This window comes from Pseudomonas sp. SMSB3 (assembly GCF_052041965.1).
Lineage (GTDB): Bacteria > Pseudomonadota > Gammaproteobacteria > Pseudomonadales > Pseudomonadaceae > Aquipseudomonas.
The window spans coordinates 1-15,979 of the sequence record NZ_JBKGGV010000023.1 but is presented as its reverse complement, the minus strand read 5'-3'; the positions used below and the strand labels follow the sequence as shown (position 1 = coordinate 15,979).

The following is a 15,979-nucleotide window of genomic DNA, read 5'->3' as shown; positions in this document are numbered from 1 at the left end:
TGGGTTTTTTCCGAAAATCCCAGCTTTTGATATGCTGACCGACCTTGCAGCACGAGTGAGCACCATGCAATTGATCGATATCGGCGTCAACCTGACCAACCGCAGTTTCCATGACCAGCAGGCAGCCGTCGTCGAGCGCGCCATCGAAGCCGGCGTGGTGCAGATGGTTCTGACCGGCACCAGTCTGGACGTAAGCGAGCAGGCACTGGAGCTGTGCCAGCAGCTCGACCCGCAAGGGAGGCACCTGTTTGCCACCGCCGGTGTGCATCCGCACGATGCTCAGAGCTGGGACAGCAGCAGCGAACAGCGCCTGCGCCAGATGTTGGGAGAATCGAGGGTACGCGCAGTGGGTGAGTGCGGGCTGGACTTCAACCGCGACTTCTCCCCTCGCCCACTGCAAGAAAAGGCCCTGCATGCGCAGCTGGCGCTGGCCGCCGAACTGAAGCTGCCGGTGTTCCTGCATGAGCGCGATGCCAGTGCACGGCTTTTGGCCATTCTCAAGGACTACCGCGATCACCTGCCGGCTGCCGTGGTGCACTGTTTTACCGGTGAGCGCGATGCCTTGTTTGCCTACCTCGACATGGACCTGCACATTGGTATCACAGGCTGGATCTGCGATGAGCGCCGTGGCACCCACCTGCATGCGTTGGTGGGCAGTATCGCCCAAGGCCGGCTGATGCTCGAAAGCGATGCGCCTTACCTGCTGCCGCGTAGCTTGCGGCCAAAACCCAAGCACGGGCGTAACGAACCGGCTTTTCTTACCGAGGTGCTGCGCGAAGTCGCCCGACATCGCAACGAAACCCCGGAACAGTGCGCTCAGCACACCACGGCCACGGCCAGAGCGTTTTTCCAGCTGCCTTGATCCAGGTCAGCATCCATCTGCAGGTGCGCGCGCACAATGATGGCAACTTGCCAATATTGTTTTCGCTCAACTCACGGATGACCGACACATGGGTGCCTGGCTCAGCAACATTTCACTGAAATACAAGTTCTGGGCCGTCAATGCGGTGGCCTTCGTCATCACACTGTTGTTCGTGGTCTATGCCCTGTACCTCGAACAAGGGGCGCGCGCCGATGCGGCCCAGCAGCAGGCGCAGGCGCAGGCAGAACTGCTGGGCGCCTGGCCTGCCACCCAGCCGCTGCCGCGCCTGACCAACTTGCTGGTGTGGCCAGCCGGGCAGACCCCGCGCTACGCCGATCAAGACCTGCAGCCGCTGGCCGAGGCCGAGGGCTGGGTAAGCCTGCCGTCCGCCTGGATCCTGGGGAGCCAGCCACTGCGCGGTGCGCAGGTACTGCGCCATGGCAACCAGCGCGTCGCGGTGCTGGCCACCAGCCCAAGCCTGCGTCAGGTGTTTCTCGACCGCTTCGTCAACTACGCGCTGTGCGTGCTGATCCTGATGCTGGCGATGCTCGCGGCCTCGCAGCTGCTGATCCGCTTTCTACTCAGCCAGCTCAACACCCTCAAGGATGTCATGCTGCACGTGGAGAAGACCGGCGACTTATCTGCTCGCGTGCCGTTGGCGTGCGGCGATGAGGTCGGCCAGATGGCCGGCGCGTTCAATGCCATGCAAAGCACCTATCACCGTGTGGTCAGCACCGTGGCGTCGACCGCCGCACAACTCGACAGCGGCGCTGCGCGCCTGGCCAGCAGCATGAGCGACGTGCGCCATGGCATGCTCGGCCAGCAGAGCGAAACCGATCAAGCTGCCACAGCGATCAACCAGATGTCGGCCACCGTGCACCACATCGCCCAGCACGCCAGCGAGACTCGCGACCTCTCGCAAACCGCCGACACCCTCGCCGGCAGCGGCCAGCAGGTGGTGAGTCGGGTGCAGGACTCGATCGCCGGGCTGTCCAGCGGCGTGCAGCAGACTGCCGAAATGATTCGGCAGCTGGCCGATGACAGCCAGAAGATCAATGGCGTCGTCGCCGTGATCCACAGCATCGCCGAGCAGACCAACCTGCTGGCCCTCAATGCCGCGATCGAAGCCGCCCGCGCCGGCGACCTGGGACGCGGCTTCGCCGTGGTCGCAGATGAAGTCCGCAACCTGGCCAAGCGGGTGCAGACCTCCACCGACGAAATCACCCACATGGTCGCCGACCTGCAAGCCGGCACGCGCGATGCAGTGGAATTCATGCAGGAAAGCTCGTACAAGGCCGACGACTGCGTCAAGCAGGCCCGTGAAGCGGGCGCGGCGCTGGCTGAAATCACCGGCGCGGTCGCGCAGATGCGCCAAAGCAATACCCAGATCGCGGTGGCTGCGCAGCAGCAAAGCCAGGTGGCTGAAGAGATGAACCGCGCGGTGGTGTGCATTCGTGATGTCACCGAGCAGACCGTTCAGCAGACCGTCGGCTCGGCAACCACCAGCACTGAACTGGCAACCCTGGCCGGGGAGCTGAACAAGGCCATCGGCCAGCTCAAGCTATAGTCGCCATAGCCAGCTTCGATTGGCTGCGCTGGTGCAGGCACACTAAGCTTTGGGCATGACTGCGAGGATCTGTTCATGAGCAAACGACTGCCTAACCTGCACGCCTGGCAATGGCGTGGCTATCACAACAACCACCGGCATCCGGCCAACCTGGTGCTGCACCTGATCGCGGTACCGCTGTTCATCCTTGGCGCCTTGCTCGTGCTCTCGGGGCTGTTTGGCCTGGACTTGGTACAGCTGGCCGTGGGCGTGATCGCATTGATCGCAGGGCTCGGCCTGCAACGCCACGGGCATCGCCTGGAGGCCGAGCAGCCCGAGCCGTTCGCCAATCGTCAGGATGCCGTGCAACGCCTGCTCACCGAACAGTTCATCACCTTCCCCCGCTTCGTGCTCAGTGGCGCCTGGTGGAAGGCGTGGCGGGCCCGGCACAAGCACAAGCGCTGAGATCAGGCGAAGACCGTCACGGTTTGGCGGCTCAACGCCAACAGTTCGCCCTTGGCGCTCCACAACTTCGCAGCCGCATGCCCGTAGCCGTCTCGGGCATGTTCCGTTTCAACCTGGTAGTAACACCAGTCCAGGGTCGACAGCTGGGCAATCGGCTGGACGAACTCGATCGTCCACGTCAGCGTGCTACCAGCGGCAGGCTGCTTGAGCAACGGCAGCAGGCTTGGCGGCCAGGCATCGACCAAGGCCAGCAAATGTGCCTCGGTCAGCGGCGCCTCGGCGACATCGCGCAAACGTACCCAGCCACCCATGCAGCGCGAAGGGTTGCCGCTGAACGGCAGGCCGCCCACCGTCCAACGCAGCGCCACGTGGCGCATGAACTCGGGCGTGACACCTTGAATATGGGGCAGCTCCGTCGCTGCCTGCTCCACGGGCGTCATCTGCGGCGCCTGCATGGCCGGCACATCGATGACAGAAGCCCGCCCGGCGCCGAAGCTGCCCTGTACCAGCGTCACCACTTGGTCACCTTGGATCGCTTTGCCAAGCAGCGTACTGACTGCCTTGCCTTCGCGCAGTACCTCCACCTCCAGACCCATGGCCACTTCGGCGGCCGCCGGTGCGACAAAGGTGATGGCCAATGAACGGGTCGGGCGATCGTCACTGAGCTGGGTGCGCATGCGTTCATGCACCAGCGCCGCCATCAGGCCGCCAAAGACTGCACGGCCCTGTGCCCAGCTTGAGGGCACGCTGAAGGCACTGGGGTCAGTGTGGACGGCGTCGAGCAGTTGCAAGAAATTCATCGGCCACCTCGTGGTATTGGCGAAGGATTGGCCAATACTAGCCAGCTCTCCTTCGCCGATCAGCCCGCATATCGGTCATTTGCCGGGCTTACGCCGCTCGAGCGCGCGGTGCAGGGCCTTGAGGGTGATGTCGGACTTCGCTTCAGCCTCGTGCAACTCCTGCTCCCATCGGGCCTTGCACGGTGCCAGATCGAGCTGCTCGCCGGCCCGTAGCAACCACTGCAGGCGGTCATGCCAGTCGCCCAGGTCGCCTTGGGCTTTCTTCAACAAACGCTGGAGTTTGTTGCCTGCATGATCAAGCTGGGGGTAGGCCTCATCACCATAGCGCGCCCGTTTGATCAGCAAGCGCAGCCGATGGCGATCGTGGGTGGGGTCGCGCAGAGCCTTGCCCAGCTTGCGCCATTGCTTGAGCAGGCGCTGGTCGACGCGCTTGTCCAGCGCCTTGACCAGCCCTTCGCGGTCAGCCGCGCGCAGAAACAACGGGAAGGCATCGAGGATCGACAGGACTCGGGTCAGTTGGGCACTGCTGGCGACGCTGGCGAAAGTCTTGCCACGTCCGGCCAGGCGCCGCTCACCGGCTTGACGCTGCCCGCGGCGAAGCAGTTCGCCGGCCAATACTTCACGATCACGCAATGGCGTGGTCAAGGTGCCCAGGGCCTTAGCCGCCTGCTCCAGCTGCTCCACCCCTGGCAACCCTCGCAGTGGGCGCAGCAAACTGCGCAAGCGCCGCAAGCTGGTGCGCAAGTCATGCAGCGCTTCGCTGTCGGTATCGGCGGCCAGCCGTTCACGGCAGGCCAACAGGCGCACTTGCAAGGTCAATACTTGGGCGACGACGTGATCAAGCATGGCGGACATGTATCACTCCTCGATCAGCGCCCGGCGCGCGACTCACGAATGTAGAAGCGCGCTTTTTCGGCTTTGTTGGAGCAATTTTCGTAGCCTTCGAACTGCTGCTGGGTCTTGGCGCCGGTCAGCAGCGAAAGCGCCTTGGAATAACTCACGGCCCCGGCAAAGCCCTCGGCCTTGGCCAGGTCGAGCTCCTTCCAGGCGGCATCGAGCTGCGTCGCACAGCTTTCACGGTAGGCGGTCTTGCCGGCACAACCGGCCAGCGCCAGGGCCATCAGCGGAAGGCAGATCCAGGCTTTCATCAGTGTCACCTCAGGGAGTGGAAGCGGTTGGCTGTTCGACGTCGGGTGGCAGCAAAAGTGCCGCTTCGCTTCGGGTTGCCTAGAGTGTTATTGAAGCACAGCAATGCTGCGTGCATTGTAGGGCCATCGTTGCATAAGCCGGGGAATGTTGATGAGCAAACGCGTGGCATTGGTACTGGGATCGGGTGGCGCTCGCGGGTACGCCCACATCGGCGTGATCGAGGAAATCGAACGGCGCGGTTATGAGATCGCCTGCATCGCCGGGTGCTCCATGGGTGCAGTGATTGGCGGTATCTATGCAGCAGGCAAGCTTCAGCAGTACCGGCACTGGATCGAAAGCCTGGATTATCTGGACGTCCTGCGCCTGGTCGACGTCAGCTTTCGCCTGGGCGCGATTCGCGGTGACAAGGTCTTCGGGCAAATCCGCAAGATTGTCGGCGAGATCAATATCGAGCAACTGCGCATCCCCTACACGGCGGTCGCTGCCGACCTCACCAACCAGCAGGAGATCTGGTTCCAGGAAGGCTGCCTGCATCAGGCGATGCGCGCCTCGGCAGCGATTCCCAGCTTGTTCACCCCGGTCATGCAGGGCAACCGCATGCTGGTCGACGGCGGCATTCTCAACCCATTGCCGATCGTGCCAGTGGTGTCCAGCCACTGCGACCTGATCATTGCCGTCAACCTCAACGCCACCAACCAGCAGCAATACCAGTTGCCAGTAATCGAGCGACCGGCTGCCTTCAAGACGCGCTTCGATGCCCTGCTCGACTCGCTGGGCTCGCACCTGCCGTTTCGCCGCAAGCCAGCTGAACGATTGGTCCGCATCGAACAAGAGATCGTTGCCGAAAGTTTGGCACCGAGCAATCCGTGGCTCGCCGACAACCCAGACCCAGCCCAGCAGCCCGCTGCAGCGCCAGAAACCCAAGGCGCGCCGAAGTCGGCGACCGGTTCTTTCATCATCGACAACGTTGGCCCCGCATCGCTGCTCGACCTGATCAACCAGAGCTTTGAAGTGATGCAGACCTCCCTTGCCCAGTACAAGATCGCCGGCTACCCACCCGATGTACTGATCAACGTACCCAAGCGGGTGTGCCGGTTCTTCGAGTTCTACAAGGCGCCAGAGCTGATCGCGCTCGGCCGCGAGATTGCCCGCGACACGTTGGACCATTACGAGGGTGAAAAGCGTTGAGGCTGCAGGTCAACGGATTTCGGAAATGAAACAGGCCGCATAGAGCGGCCTGTTTGCGGGGGCATGCAGCACTCAGTAGCGAGTGATGTCTGCAGCCCCTTCCAGTTGCTTGCGGTACGCAGCGAAGTCCTGCTGGCCAATGCGCGAAGCGAGGTAGCGGCGAATCTGCTGCTTCTCTTCGTCGCTGGCGGCAGCCCCATCGTTGACGCCCTTGAGCTGCAGCACGACCAGGCTGCCATCGGCCAGAACCACGCTGCCGTATTCCGGCTTGTCCTTGCCTTGCGGCTTGGCCAGGCGGAACAGCGCTTGCAGCTCAGCCGGGTCGATGCCGTCCTGGCCACGGGCGACGGCCTCGTACGATTTCCACTGCTGGCCGTCGTGTGCACCAGCCGCAGCGATCGAGCCATCACGCAGACCGGCAATCAACTTGTCTGCCTTGGCCTTGAGTTCGGCCGTTGCCTTGTCCTTGGCCAGCTGGTCGTGGATATTGCCGGCAACGGCTTCCAGCGGCAGCTGAGTCGGCTTGCGGTGCTCCTTGATGCGCAGCACCACGGTGGTCTCAGGGTCCAGCTCGATGGCGGTGCTGTTGGCCCCCTCATCCAGCACTTCTTCGGAGAACGCAGCCTGCACCACCCCGCGGTTGGCGGTGATGCCCTCGCCGCCTTCACGGCCAAACGGCGCCGAAGTCTGCACCTTGAGGTTCAGGTCCTGAGCGGGCTGGCCGAGGTCGGAAGCCTCATAAGCGGCATCCTGCAACTGCTTGCTGGCATCGACGTAACGCTGCTCGACCAGTGGCGTCTTGAGGTCGCGCAGCAGCTTGTCTTTGAGGCTTGCGAAGCTCGGAACCTCCGGCGCCTGCTTGCCCAGCAGCTTGATCACGTGGTAGCCGAATTGTGTACGCACCGGGGCCGACACTTGACCATCGGCGAGTTTGTACAGCGCCTCTTCGAAGTCTGGATCGTACACACCCGGGCCTGCGAAACCGAGATCGCCGCCATTGCTGGCAGAGCCTGGGTCCTGGGAGAATTCCTTGGCCAGCTTGGCGAAGTCTTCACCCTTGGCCAGGCGTTGCTCGATCTCTTCTGCACGGGCCTTGGCCTGGGCATCGGTGACCTTGTCGTTGACCTCGATCAGGATGTGCGCCGCGCGGCGTTGCTCGGCCAGGTTGGCGATCTCTTTTTCGTACTGCGCCTTGAGCTCCTCGTCGGTGACCTTGACCTGGTCGAAGAACGCCGATTTCTTCAGCTCGACATAGTCGATGACCACCTGATCCGGCGTCATGAACTCCTTGGCGTGCTGCTCATAATGGGCCTTGACTTCGTCCTCGCTGACCGTCACCGCAGCCGGGTTGGCCTTGAAGGTCAAAGCCGCGAAGTCACGCGTCTGGTTTTCCAGGCGCGCGAAGGCATCGACCTGCTGGTCGGTGACAAAGCTGCTGCCGGCGATGCCGGTACGCAACTGGCCGATCAGCATTTCCTCGGCGAGCATCTCGCGGAACTGCATGCGCCCGTAGCCCATTTGGCGAATGACCTGGTCGAAACGGTCGGCACTGAATTTGCCGTCGACCTGAAACTCGGGCGTCTGCAAGATCACCTGATCCAACGCTGCCTCGGAGAAGGCGAACTTGGCGTCTTCAGCACCCTGCAAGAGCAGTTTGCGATCGATCAAGCCCTTGAGCGCAGCATCGCGCAGCAGCTTGTCATCGAGCAGCGCAGGATCGAAATCCTTGCCCAGCTGTTGCATCAGCTGGCGGCGCTGCATGTCGGTGGCCTGGCTCAGCTCGTTCTGACTGATGGTCTGGCCGTTCACCTTGGCAGCATCCTGGCTATGGGTGGCGGCCTGGAAAATCGCTTCGAAACCGGTCAATGCCATCAACACGACGATGAGGCCGATGATGGTCTTGGCAATCCAACCCTGTGAATTGTCCCTGATATTTTGCAGCATGCGTCCCCCAGAAACGGCTGTTCCACTGCGTCGACAACCGCGGAGCGTGGGTTAAATCCTGATAAAAGAAAGGCGCATCCGAGGATGCGCCTTTTCTTAGCAAACGTGTCAGGCGGGAACGTTTGCGCCCCGCCATCAGCGTGCTCGAACCAGGGTCGGGCCTGGTTCGGCTGAAAGCGACGACTTAGTTGACGGCGTCTTTCAGGCCTTTGCCTGCCTTGAAGCCCGGAACCTTGGCAGCAGCGATCTTGATCGCCTTGCCGGTCTGTGGGTTGCGACCGGTGCGCTCGGCACGATCCTTGACAGTGAAAGTACCGAAGCCAACCAGAACGACATCGTCACCTTGTTTCAGGGCGCCGGTCACGGACTCGATCACAGCGTCCAGCGCCTTGCCGGCGGCCGCTTTGGAAATATCTGCCGATACAGCGATAGCGTCAATCAGTTCCGACTTGTTCACTCGAAGTCCCCTTATGTCTCAATTGAGTATGTTTCTAAGTATGTAATGAAGGCGTATGAAACCTGCGCTGGGTGACAGCTTGACAATAGCGTGCCGCTTTATAGCAAGGCCCCGAAAAAACTGTCAAGAAATGCCACCCAAGCAAAAACTACTAATGCGTGCTGATTCTTTCCTTGGCATCGCCGTCGCGCTTGTCTTCTTTCGCGACAATCTCCGGAGCCACATCTGGCAAGGGCTCCGGGGCGTATTGCAGCGCAATTTGCAGGACTTCGTCAATCCATTTGACCGGTTTGATCTGCAGATCCTGTTTGATGTTTTCCGGAATTTCCTTCAGATCGCGAACATTCTCTTCCGGAATGATCACGGTCTTGATGCCACCCCGGTGCGCCGCCAGCAGCTTTTCTTTCAAACCGCCAATGGCCAGAACCTGGCCACGCAGGGTGATCTCACCGGTCATGGCGACGTCCGCACGTACCGGAATCTGCGTCAGTGCCGACACCAGGGCGGTGCACATGCCGATACCGGCACTTGGACCATCCTTGGGCGTGGCACCCTCGGGCATGTGGATGTGCACGTCGTGTTTTTCGTGGAAATCAGCGGCGATACCCAAGCTGCGGGCACGGCTGCGAACCACGGTCTGCGCGGCGGTGATCGACTCGACCATGACATCGCCGAGCGAGCCGGTCTTGATCAGTTGCCCCTTGCCAGGGATCACCACCGACTCGATGGTCAGCAACTCGCCACCCACCTGGGTCCAGGCCAGCCCCGTGACCTGACCGATCTGGTCCTGCTGCTCAGCCAGGCCGTAGCGGAACTTGCGCACCCCGAGCAGGTGCTCGAGCTGATCGCCGGTAACCTTGACCTTGACCTGTTTTTGCCCGGTGTGCTCCTTGACCACCTTGCGGCAGACCTTGGCGATCTGGCGCTCGAGGCCGCGCACACCGGCTTCGCGGGTGTAGTACCGGATGATGTCGCGAATCGCCGAGACGTCGATCTCGAGCTCTTCTTTCTTCAAGCCGTTGGCCTTGACCTGCTTGGGCGTCAGGTACTTGACCGCGATATTGATCTTCTCGTCTTCGGTATAGCCCGGCAGGCGGATGATTTCCATCCGGTCGAGTAGCGCCGGCGGGATGTTCATCGAGTTCGAGGTGCACAGGAACATCACGTCCGAGAGGTCATAGTCGACTTCAAGGTAGTGGTCGTTGAAATTGTGGTTCTGCTCAGGGTCAAGAACTTCGAGCAGCGCCGAAGCCGGATCGCCACGCATGTCGCTGCCCATCTTGTCGATCTCATCGAGCAGGAACAGCGGGTTGCGCACGCCAACCTTGGTCATTTTCTGGATTAGGCGGCCTGGCATCGAGCCGATGTAGGTGCGCCGATGACCACGGATTTCGGCCTCGTCGCGCACACCGCCAAGGGCCATGCGCACGAACTTGCGGTTGGTGGCAGCGGCAATCGACTCGGCCAGCGAAGTCTTACCGACGCCAGGCGGGCCGACCAGACACAGCACCGGGCCGCGAATCTTCTTGACCCGCTTCTGCACCGCGAGGTACTCGAGGATGCGCTCCTTGACCTCTTCCAGGCCATAGTGGTCAGCGTCGAGGATCTCTTCGGCCTTGGTCAGGTCCAGGCGCACTTTGCTCTGGGCTTTCCACGGCACCTGCACCAGCCAGTCCAGGTACGAGCGCACCACGGTAGCCTCGGCGGACATCGGCGACATCTGCTTGAGCTTGTTCAGCTCGGCCTGGGCCTTGGCCAAGGCGTCTTTGGGCAGACCAGCAGCTTCAATGCGCTTTTTCAGTTCTTCCGCTTCGTTGTGGCCTTCGTCGCCGTCACCGAGTTCTTTCTGAATGGCTTTCATCTGCTCATTCAGGTAGTACTCGCGCTGGCTGCGCTCCATCTGTTTCTTGACGCGACCGCGAATGCGTTTTTCAACCTGCAGCAAGTCGATCTCCGCGTCCAGCAACGCCAGCACGTGCTCGACACGGGTCGGCAGGTCGACGATCTCGAGGATCTCCTGCTTCTGCTCGATCTTCAGCGCCATGTGTGCAGCCATGGTGTCGACCAGGCGGCCCGGTTCTTCGATGCTGTTGAGCGAGGACAGGACTTCGGCCGGGACTTTCTTGCCCAGTTGCACATACTGCTCGAACTGCGACAGCAGGGTGCGCACGAAGACCTCCGACTCGCGCTCGGCGGCGTCGGTTTCGTCGATCAGGGAGACTTCGGCACGGATATGCCCATCGACCTCGTTGAAGCGCTCCACAGCGCCCCGCTGCTCGCCCTCGACCAGCACCTTGACGGTGCCGTCGGGCAGTTTCAGCAGTTGCAGCACGGTGGCCACGGTGCCGACCCGATACAGCGCGTCTTCGCCTGGATCGTCATCGGCTGGATTCTTCTGGGCCAGCAGCAGGATCTGCTTTTCGCCCGTCATCGCGGCCTCGAGGGCTTCGATAGACTTCTCACGCCCCACGAACAGTGGGATAACCATGTGCGGATAAACGACGACATCGCGCAATGGCAAAAGAGGCAAGTCGAGGGTGGTCTTCATGATTTCGCCTCTACAACGGCCCTATGGCCGGAAACCGGTGGAAATGATGCTTGGACCTAATGTGGGGGCACGCCTGGGAAATTACAAGCGCTTGTACAGGAAAAGCAGAAAGGGGCCCGTAGGCCCCTTCCAGCGTGCTGCCACTACCCGGCAGGTACCTGAAGATCAGGCGTCGGGTGCAGCCTTGGCTTGCGGTTCGCTGTTTTCGTAGATCATCAGCGGCTGGGACGTACCCTCGATGACGCTCTCGTCGATCACCACCTTGCTGACCTCCTTCTGCGAAGGAATCTCGTACATGGTGTCGAGCAGCACACCTTCGAGGATCGAGCGCAGGCCACGGGCGCCGGTCTTGCGCTCCAGTGCCTTGCGCGCGACAGCCTTGAGGGCGTCGGTGCGGAACTCAAGGTCCACGCTTTCCATCTCGAACAGCTTGGCGTATTGCTTGGTCAAGGCATTCTTCGGCTCGGTGAGAATCTGCATCAGCGCAGCCTCATCCAGCTCGTCGAGTGTCGCCAAGACCGGCAAACGGCCGACGAACTCCGGAATCAGGCCAAACTTGACCAAATCGTCCGGCTCGACTTCGCGCAGCGATTCGCCAACCTTCTTGCCTTCTTCCTTGCTGCGTACTTCGGCGCCAAAACCGATGCCACCTTTGGTGGAGCGGTTCTGGATGACCTTTTCCAGGCCGGAGAAAGCGCCACCGCAGATGAACAGGATATTGCGGGTGTCGACCTGCAGGAATTCCTGTTGCGGGTGCTTGCGACCGCCCTGGGGCGGAACCGAAGCGACGGTGCCTTCGATCAGCTTGAGCAGCGCCTGCTGCACGCCCTCGCCCGAAACGTCACGGGTGATGGACGGGTTGTCCGACTTGCGCGAGATCTTGTCGATCTCATCGATGTAGACAATGCCCATCTGGGCTTTCTCCACGTCGTAGTCGCACTTCTGCAGCAGCTTCTGAATGATGTTCTCGACGTCCTCACCCACGTAACCGGCTTCGGTCAGGGTGGTGGCGTCGGCGATGGTGAACGGTACGTTCAACAGGCGTGCAAGGGTTTCGGCGAGCAGGGTCTTGCCCGAGCCGGTAGGCCCGATGAGCAGGATGTTGCTCTTGCCGAGTTCGACTTCGTCGCCCTTCTTGTCACGCTGATTGAGGCGCTTGTAGTGGTTGTACACCGCTACCGACAGCACCTTCTTCGCGCGCTCCTGACCGATGACGTACTGGTCCAGGATGCCGCTGATTTCTTTCGGCGAAGGCAATTTGTGCGCGCTGCTCTCGGCCTGGGCTTCCTGCACCTCCTCACGGATGATGTCGTTGCACAGGTCGACGCACTCGTCGCAGATAAATACCGAGGGCCCGGCAATCAGTTTGCGCACTTCGTGCTGGCTTTTGCCGCAGAAGGAGCAATAAAGCAATTTGCCGCTGTCCTCGCCGTTACGGGTGTCAGTCATTCGATCGATCCAATCCGGTAGGCTTGCAACACAAGATGAAGGCAATTGCGGGCTTTTTCAAGTCCACAGGTAGGCGCTCAGCGCGCCTACCTGCTCTGGCACCTGGGTTCAGGAGGCCAGTTGCCGCTTGTCGTATACCGAGTCGACCAGGCCGTACTCGGCCGCGCGCGAGGCGCTCATGAAATTGTCACGCTCGGTATCACGCTTGATGGTCTCGAGATCCTGGCCAGTGTGGTAAGCCAGCAGCTCGTTCAGGCGCGCCTTGATGCTGAGGATTTCCTGGGCGTGAATCTCGATATCGGTCGCCTGCCCCTGGAAACCGCCCAGTGGCTGGTGAATCATCACCCGCGAGTTGGGCAGGCAGTGACGCTTGCCCTTGGCACCTGCGGCCAGCAGGAAGGCGCCCATGCTGCAGGCCTGGCCGATGCAGATGGTCGAGACGTCCGGCTTGATGAACTGCATGGTGTCGTAGATCGACATGCCAGCGGTCACCGAACCGCCCGGGGAGTTGATGTACAGATGGATATCCTTGTCCGGGTTTTCCGCCTCAAGGAACAGCATCTGCGCCACCACCAGGTTGGCCATGTAGTCTTCTACGGGGCCAACCAGGAAGATCACTCGCTCCTTCAACAGGCGCGAGTAGATGTCATAGGCGCGTTCGCCACGGGCGGACTGCTCGATAACCATCGGGACCAAGCCGCCTGCGGCCTGGATGTCAGAGCTCTGCTGAATATAAGAATTGCGGGACATGTCCTGCGCTCACTCCCAAATAGTCATGGCTTGAATACGCACAAGCCAGCGCGAAGGCTGGCTTGTGGGGTTTCCTACGAAAGAAGCCCGTTACTCAGCAGCGGCAGGCGCCTCAGCTGGTTTGACGGCATCTTCGTACGAGACCGACTTGTCGGTCACAGTCGCTTTCTGCAGGACAGTATCTACAACTTGTTCTTCCAGCACAACCGAACGGACTTCGTTCAGTTGCTGGTCGTTCTTGTAGTACCAGGAGATGACCTGCTCAGGCTCTTGGTAAGCCGAAGCCATTTCTTCGATCATTTCGCGGACCTTGCCTTCGTCCGGCTTCAGGTCGTGCTGCTTGACCACTTCGGCGACGATCAGACCCAGAACCACGCGACGCTTGGCTTGCTCTTCGAACAGCTCGGCTGGCAGTTGCTCTGGCTTGATGTTGCCACCGAACTGCTGAACAGCCTGCACGCGCAGACGGTTGACTTCGTTTTCCAGCAGGGCCTTCGGCACTTCGATCGGGTTGGCGGCCAGCAGACCGTCCATGACCTGGTTCTTGACCTTGGTCTTGATCGCCTGGCGCAGTTCGCGCTCCATGTTCTTGCGAACTTCGGTGCGGAAGCCTTCCAGGGTCGATTCCTTGATACCGAACTGGGCGAAGAACTCTTCGTTCAGCTCAGGCAGCACAGGCGCCGAAACGCTGTTGACGGTGATGGTGAACTCGGCGGCCTTGCCGGCCAGGTCGAGGTTCTGGTAGTCCTCAGGGAAGGTCACGTTGACCACGCGCTCTTCGCCAGCCTTGGCGCCGACCAGGCCGTCTTCGAAGCCTGGGATCATGCGGCCGGAGCCCAGTACCAGCTGGGTGCCCTTGGCCGAACCACCGGCGAACTCTTCACCGTCGACCTTGCCGACGAAGTCGATGTTGACCTGGTCATCGTTCTGCGCAGCGCGCTCGACCGCTTCGAAACGGGTGTTCTGCTTGCGCAGCACTTCAAGCATCTTGTCCAGGTCGGCGTCGGCCACTTCGGCGCTCAGGCGCTCGACGTTGATCGAGTCGAAGCCGGCAACGGTGAACTCTGGGAACACTTCGAAGATGGCGACGAATTCCAGGTCCTTGCCTTTTTCGAAGGACTTGGGCTCAACAGCTGGAGCGCCAGCAGGGTTCAGCTTCTGCTCGACGATGGCTTCGTAGAAGGATGCCTGGACCAGATCACCGAAGGCTTCTTGACGGGCGTCAGCTTCGAAACGCTGACGAATGACGCTCATCGGCACTTTGCCTGGACGGAAGCCCGCGACCTTGGCGCGCTTGGCAGTCTGTTGCAGACGCTTGTTGACTTCGTTCTCGACGCGCTCGGCCGGAACGGCGATGGTCATGCGGCGCTCGAGAGCGGAAGTGTTTTCAACAGAAACTTGCATGGATATTCCTCGTTGCACAGACGTTAGCCGGCGATAGCCCGACTCCAGAATCAAGGGCGAACATTCTAGTGAGTCACGCTGCAGAAGTCACCCCATCCGGGGCGACGGCAAGCACGCCGGTCGATTAACTAGAAGGCCGGCACACAGGTGCGCCTGGCCACTTTATATAAAAGGCTGCGCACCACCCCAAAGGGGTGGCAGACAACCGATATACCTTGTCAAACAACTGCCAAAAGCAAGACCACACCTTACTGGGCGTCAATCTCGTTGAATTGGCAATATTCCTCCCACTCCATCCCCAGCGCCTCGGCCACTTCGCGATGGGTCTCGAGGCGCATGGCCTGCAATTGCTCGGGGTTGTCGGCGATCAGTTGCAATGCCAGTTCCCAGGGCTCGATACCCTGCTCCTGAGCTGCGTCTTCGAACGCCCACTCGATTTGCTGGGCCTGTTCGCGCGCATCCAGCTCGCGGATTTCCTCGAGCAACTGCGGGTTGCCTTCGGCGAAGCGCTGCAGCGCCAGGGCCTGGCGGGATTCTTTTGCAATCATTGGCTGCTTCCTCTGCCAGTCAAATGGGCCGGTGTTTCAACCAACTGAAATCTAACAGCTTTTATTGGGGTGCCACCAGGGGATTGCAAGGGGGAGATTGAGTTATGGCTGCAAGGTTCTTGGCTTGAGGGTTGTGGCGCCTGCGAGATCGAGCGCCGCCCGCGCGGCGCATCGCGAGCTACGCTCGCTCCTACGTTTGTTTCGGGCCAGTAACGCCTGTGGCAGGCGCACGCGACTGCCTTGTTGATACGACGTGATATCGCGCCATGCACCAAGGCGTCCGCACGCAAATCCCACAGGAAACATTGGCCCGAAACAAACGTAGGAGCGAGCGTAGCTCGCGATGCGCCGCGCGGGCGGCGCGATGTCACAGGCGCCGAAACCCTCAAGCCATACAGCCCAGTTTGTTTCGGGCCAGTAACGCCTGTGGCAGGCGCACGCGACTGCCTTGCCGGCACGGCGTGATATCGCGCCATGCACCAAGGCGTCCGCACGCAAATCCCACAGGAAACATTGGCCCGAAACAAACGTAGGAGCGAGCAAAGCTCGCGATGCGCCGCGCGGGCAGCGCGATATTACAGGCGCCAAAACCCTCAAGCCATACAGCCCAGTTTGTTTCGGGCCATTAACGCTTGTGGCAGGCGCGCGCGACTGCCTTGCTGGTACGACGTGATATCGCGCCATGCACCAAGGCGTCCGCACGCAAATCCCCCAGGAAACATTGGCCCGAAACAAACGTAGGAGCGAGCGCAGCTCGCGATGCGCCGCGCGGGCGGCGCGATATCACAGGCGCCAAAACCCTCAAGCCATACAGCCCAGTTTGTTTCGCGCCAGTAACGCCTGTGCCAAGCGCGCGCGACTGCCTTGCT

General features: G+C 61.1%; 14 protein-coding genes. 4 read left to right on the top strand and 10 right to left on the bottom strand.

Going from position 1 to position 15,979, the window contains the following annotated elements; translation table 11 throughout:
- The first annotated feature begins 64 nt into the window (after window positions 1-64).
- From ACLEJW_RS22560 to ACLEJW_RS22550, 3 genes are all read left to right on the top strand, one after another.
- On the top strand, window positions 65-862 hold the full coding sequence (locus ACLEJW_RS22560; protein ID WP_313300449.1) for a TatD family hydrolase: 798 nt from the start codon (window positions 65-67) through the stop codon (window positions 860-862).
- Between the two features lie 88 nt (window positions 863-950).
- Window positions 951-2,429 carry a methyl-accepting chemotaxis protein gene (locus ACLEJW_RS22555; RefSeq protein WP_440778283.1) on the top strand — a complete coding sequence of 493 codons (1,479 nt, stop codon included), beginning with the start codon at window positions 951-953 and terminating at the stop codon, window positions 2,427-2,429.
- Between the two features lie 75 nt (window positions 2,430-2,504).
- Window positions 2,505-2,873, top strand: coding sequence for an Mpo1-like protein (locus ACLEJW_RS22550; protein WP_440778282.1), 369 nt, complete (start codon window positions 2,505-2,507; stop codon window positions 2,871-2,873).
- Window positions 2,874-2,875: 2 nt separating this feature from the next.
- On the opposite strand, the gene ACLEJW_RS22545 is transcribed toward ACLEJW_RS22550, so the two are convergent.
- The 3 genes from ACLEJW_RS22545 to ACLEJW_RS22535 form a co-directional block, all read right to left on the bottom strand.
- The gene (locus ACLEJW_RS22545) at window positions 2,876-3,673 is read right to left on the bottom strand and encodes an acyl-CoA thioesterase (protein WP_440778281.1); all 798 of its coding nucleotides are present in this window, start codon (window positions 3,671-3,673) and stop codon (window positions 2,876-2,878) included.
- A gap of 75 nt (window positions 3,674-3,748) precedes the next feature.
- Window positions 3,749-4,528: a CHAD domain-containing protein gene (locus tag ACLEJW_RS22540; RefSeq protein ID WP_313300440.1), complete on the bottom strand. Its 780-nt coding sequence runs from the start codon at window positions 4,526-4,528 to the stop codon at window positions 3,749-3,751.
- 14 nt (window positions 4,529-4,542) lie between these two features.
- A complete protein-coding gene (locus ACLEJW_RS22535; protein ID WP_145182007.1) occupies window positions 4,543-4,821 on the bottom strand; it encodes a hypothetical protein in 279 nt (92 codons plus the stop codon).
- A gap of 151 nt (window positions 4,822-4,972) precedes the next feature.
- Between ACLEJW_RS22535 and ACLEJW_RS22530 the strand changes: the two genes are divergently transcribed.
- Entirely contained in the window at window positions 4,973-6,010 is a 1,038-nt protein-coding gene (locus ACLEJW_RS22530; protein ID WP_145182005.1) for a patatin-like phospholipase family protein, read from the top strand.
- A gap of 72 nt (window positions 6,011-6,082) precedes the next feature.
- Here the strand turns inward: ACLEJW_RS22530 and ACLEJW_RS22525 are convergent, their stop codons facing one another.
- The 7 genes from ACLEJW_RS22525 to ACLEJW_RS22495 form a co-directional block, all read right to left on the bottom strand.
- Complete coding sequence (locus ACLEJW_RS22525; RefSeq protein ID WP_440778280.1) at window positions 6,083-7,954, bottom strand: SurA N-terminal domain-containing protein; 1,872 nt, start codon at window positions 7,952-7,954, stop codon at window positions 6,083-6,085.
- A gap of 184 nt (window positions 7,955-8,138) precedes the next feature.
- Window positions 8,139-8,411, bottom strand: a complete 273-nt coding sequence (locus ACLEJW_RS22520) for an HU family DNA-binding protein (protein ID WP_145181999.1) — start codon at window positions 8,409-8,411, stop codon at window positions 8,139-8,141.
- 151 nt (window positions 8,412-8,562) lie between these two features.
- Window positions 8,563-10,959: an endopeptidase La gene (lon, locus tag ACLEJW_RS22515; protein WP_145181996.1), complete on the bottom strand. Its 2,397-nt coding sequence runs from the start codon at window positions 10,957-10,959 to the stop codon at window positions 8,563-8,565.
- Between the two features lie 165 nt (window positions 10,960-11,124).
- Window positions 11,125-12,408, bottom strand: a complete 1,284-nt coding sequence (gene clpX / locus ACLEJW_RS22510) for an ATP-dependent Clp protease ATP-binding subunit ClpX (protein WP_085674682.1) — start codon at window positions 12,406-12,408, stop codon at window positions 11,125-11,127.
- Window positions 12,409-12,516: 108 nt separating this feature from the next.
- Window positions 12,517-13,158, bottom strand: a complete 642-nt coding sequence (gene clpP / locus ACLEJW_RS22505; RefSeq protein WP_145181993.1) for an ATP-dependent Clp endopeptidase proteolytic subunit ClpP — start codon at window positions 13,156-13,158, stop codon at window positions 12,517-12,519.
- 90 nt (window positions 13,159-13,248) lie between these two features.
- A complete protein-coding gene (gene tig, locus ACLEJW_RS22500; protein WP_145181990.1) occupies window positions 13,249-14,562 on the bottom strand; it encodes a trigger factor in 1,314 nt (437 codons plus the stop codon).
- 248 nt (window positions 14,563-14,810) lie between these two features.
- On the bottom strand, window positions 14,811-15,110 hold the full coding sequence (locus tag ACLEJW_RS22495; RefSeq protein ID WP_313300424.1) for a DUF6388 family protein: 300 nt from the start codon (window positions 15,108-15,110) through the stop codon (window positions 14,811-14,813).
- Window positions 15,111-15,979: the final 869 nt, after the last annotated feature.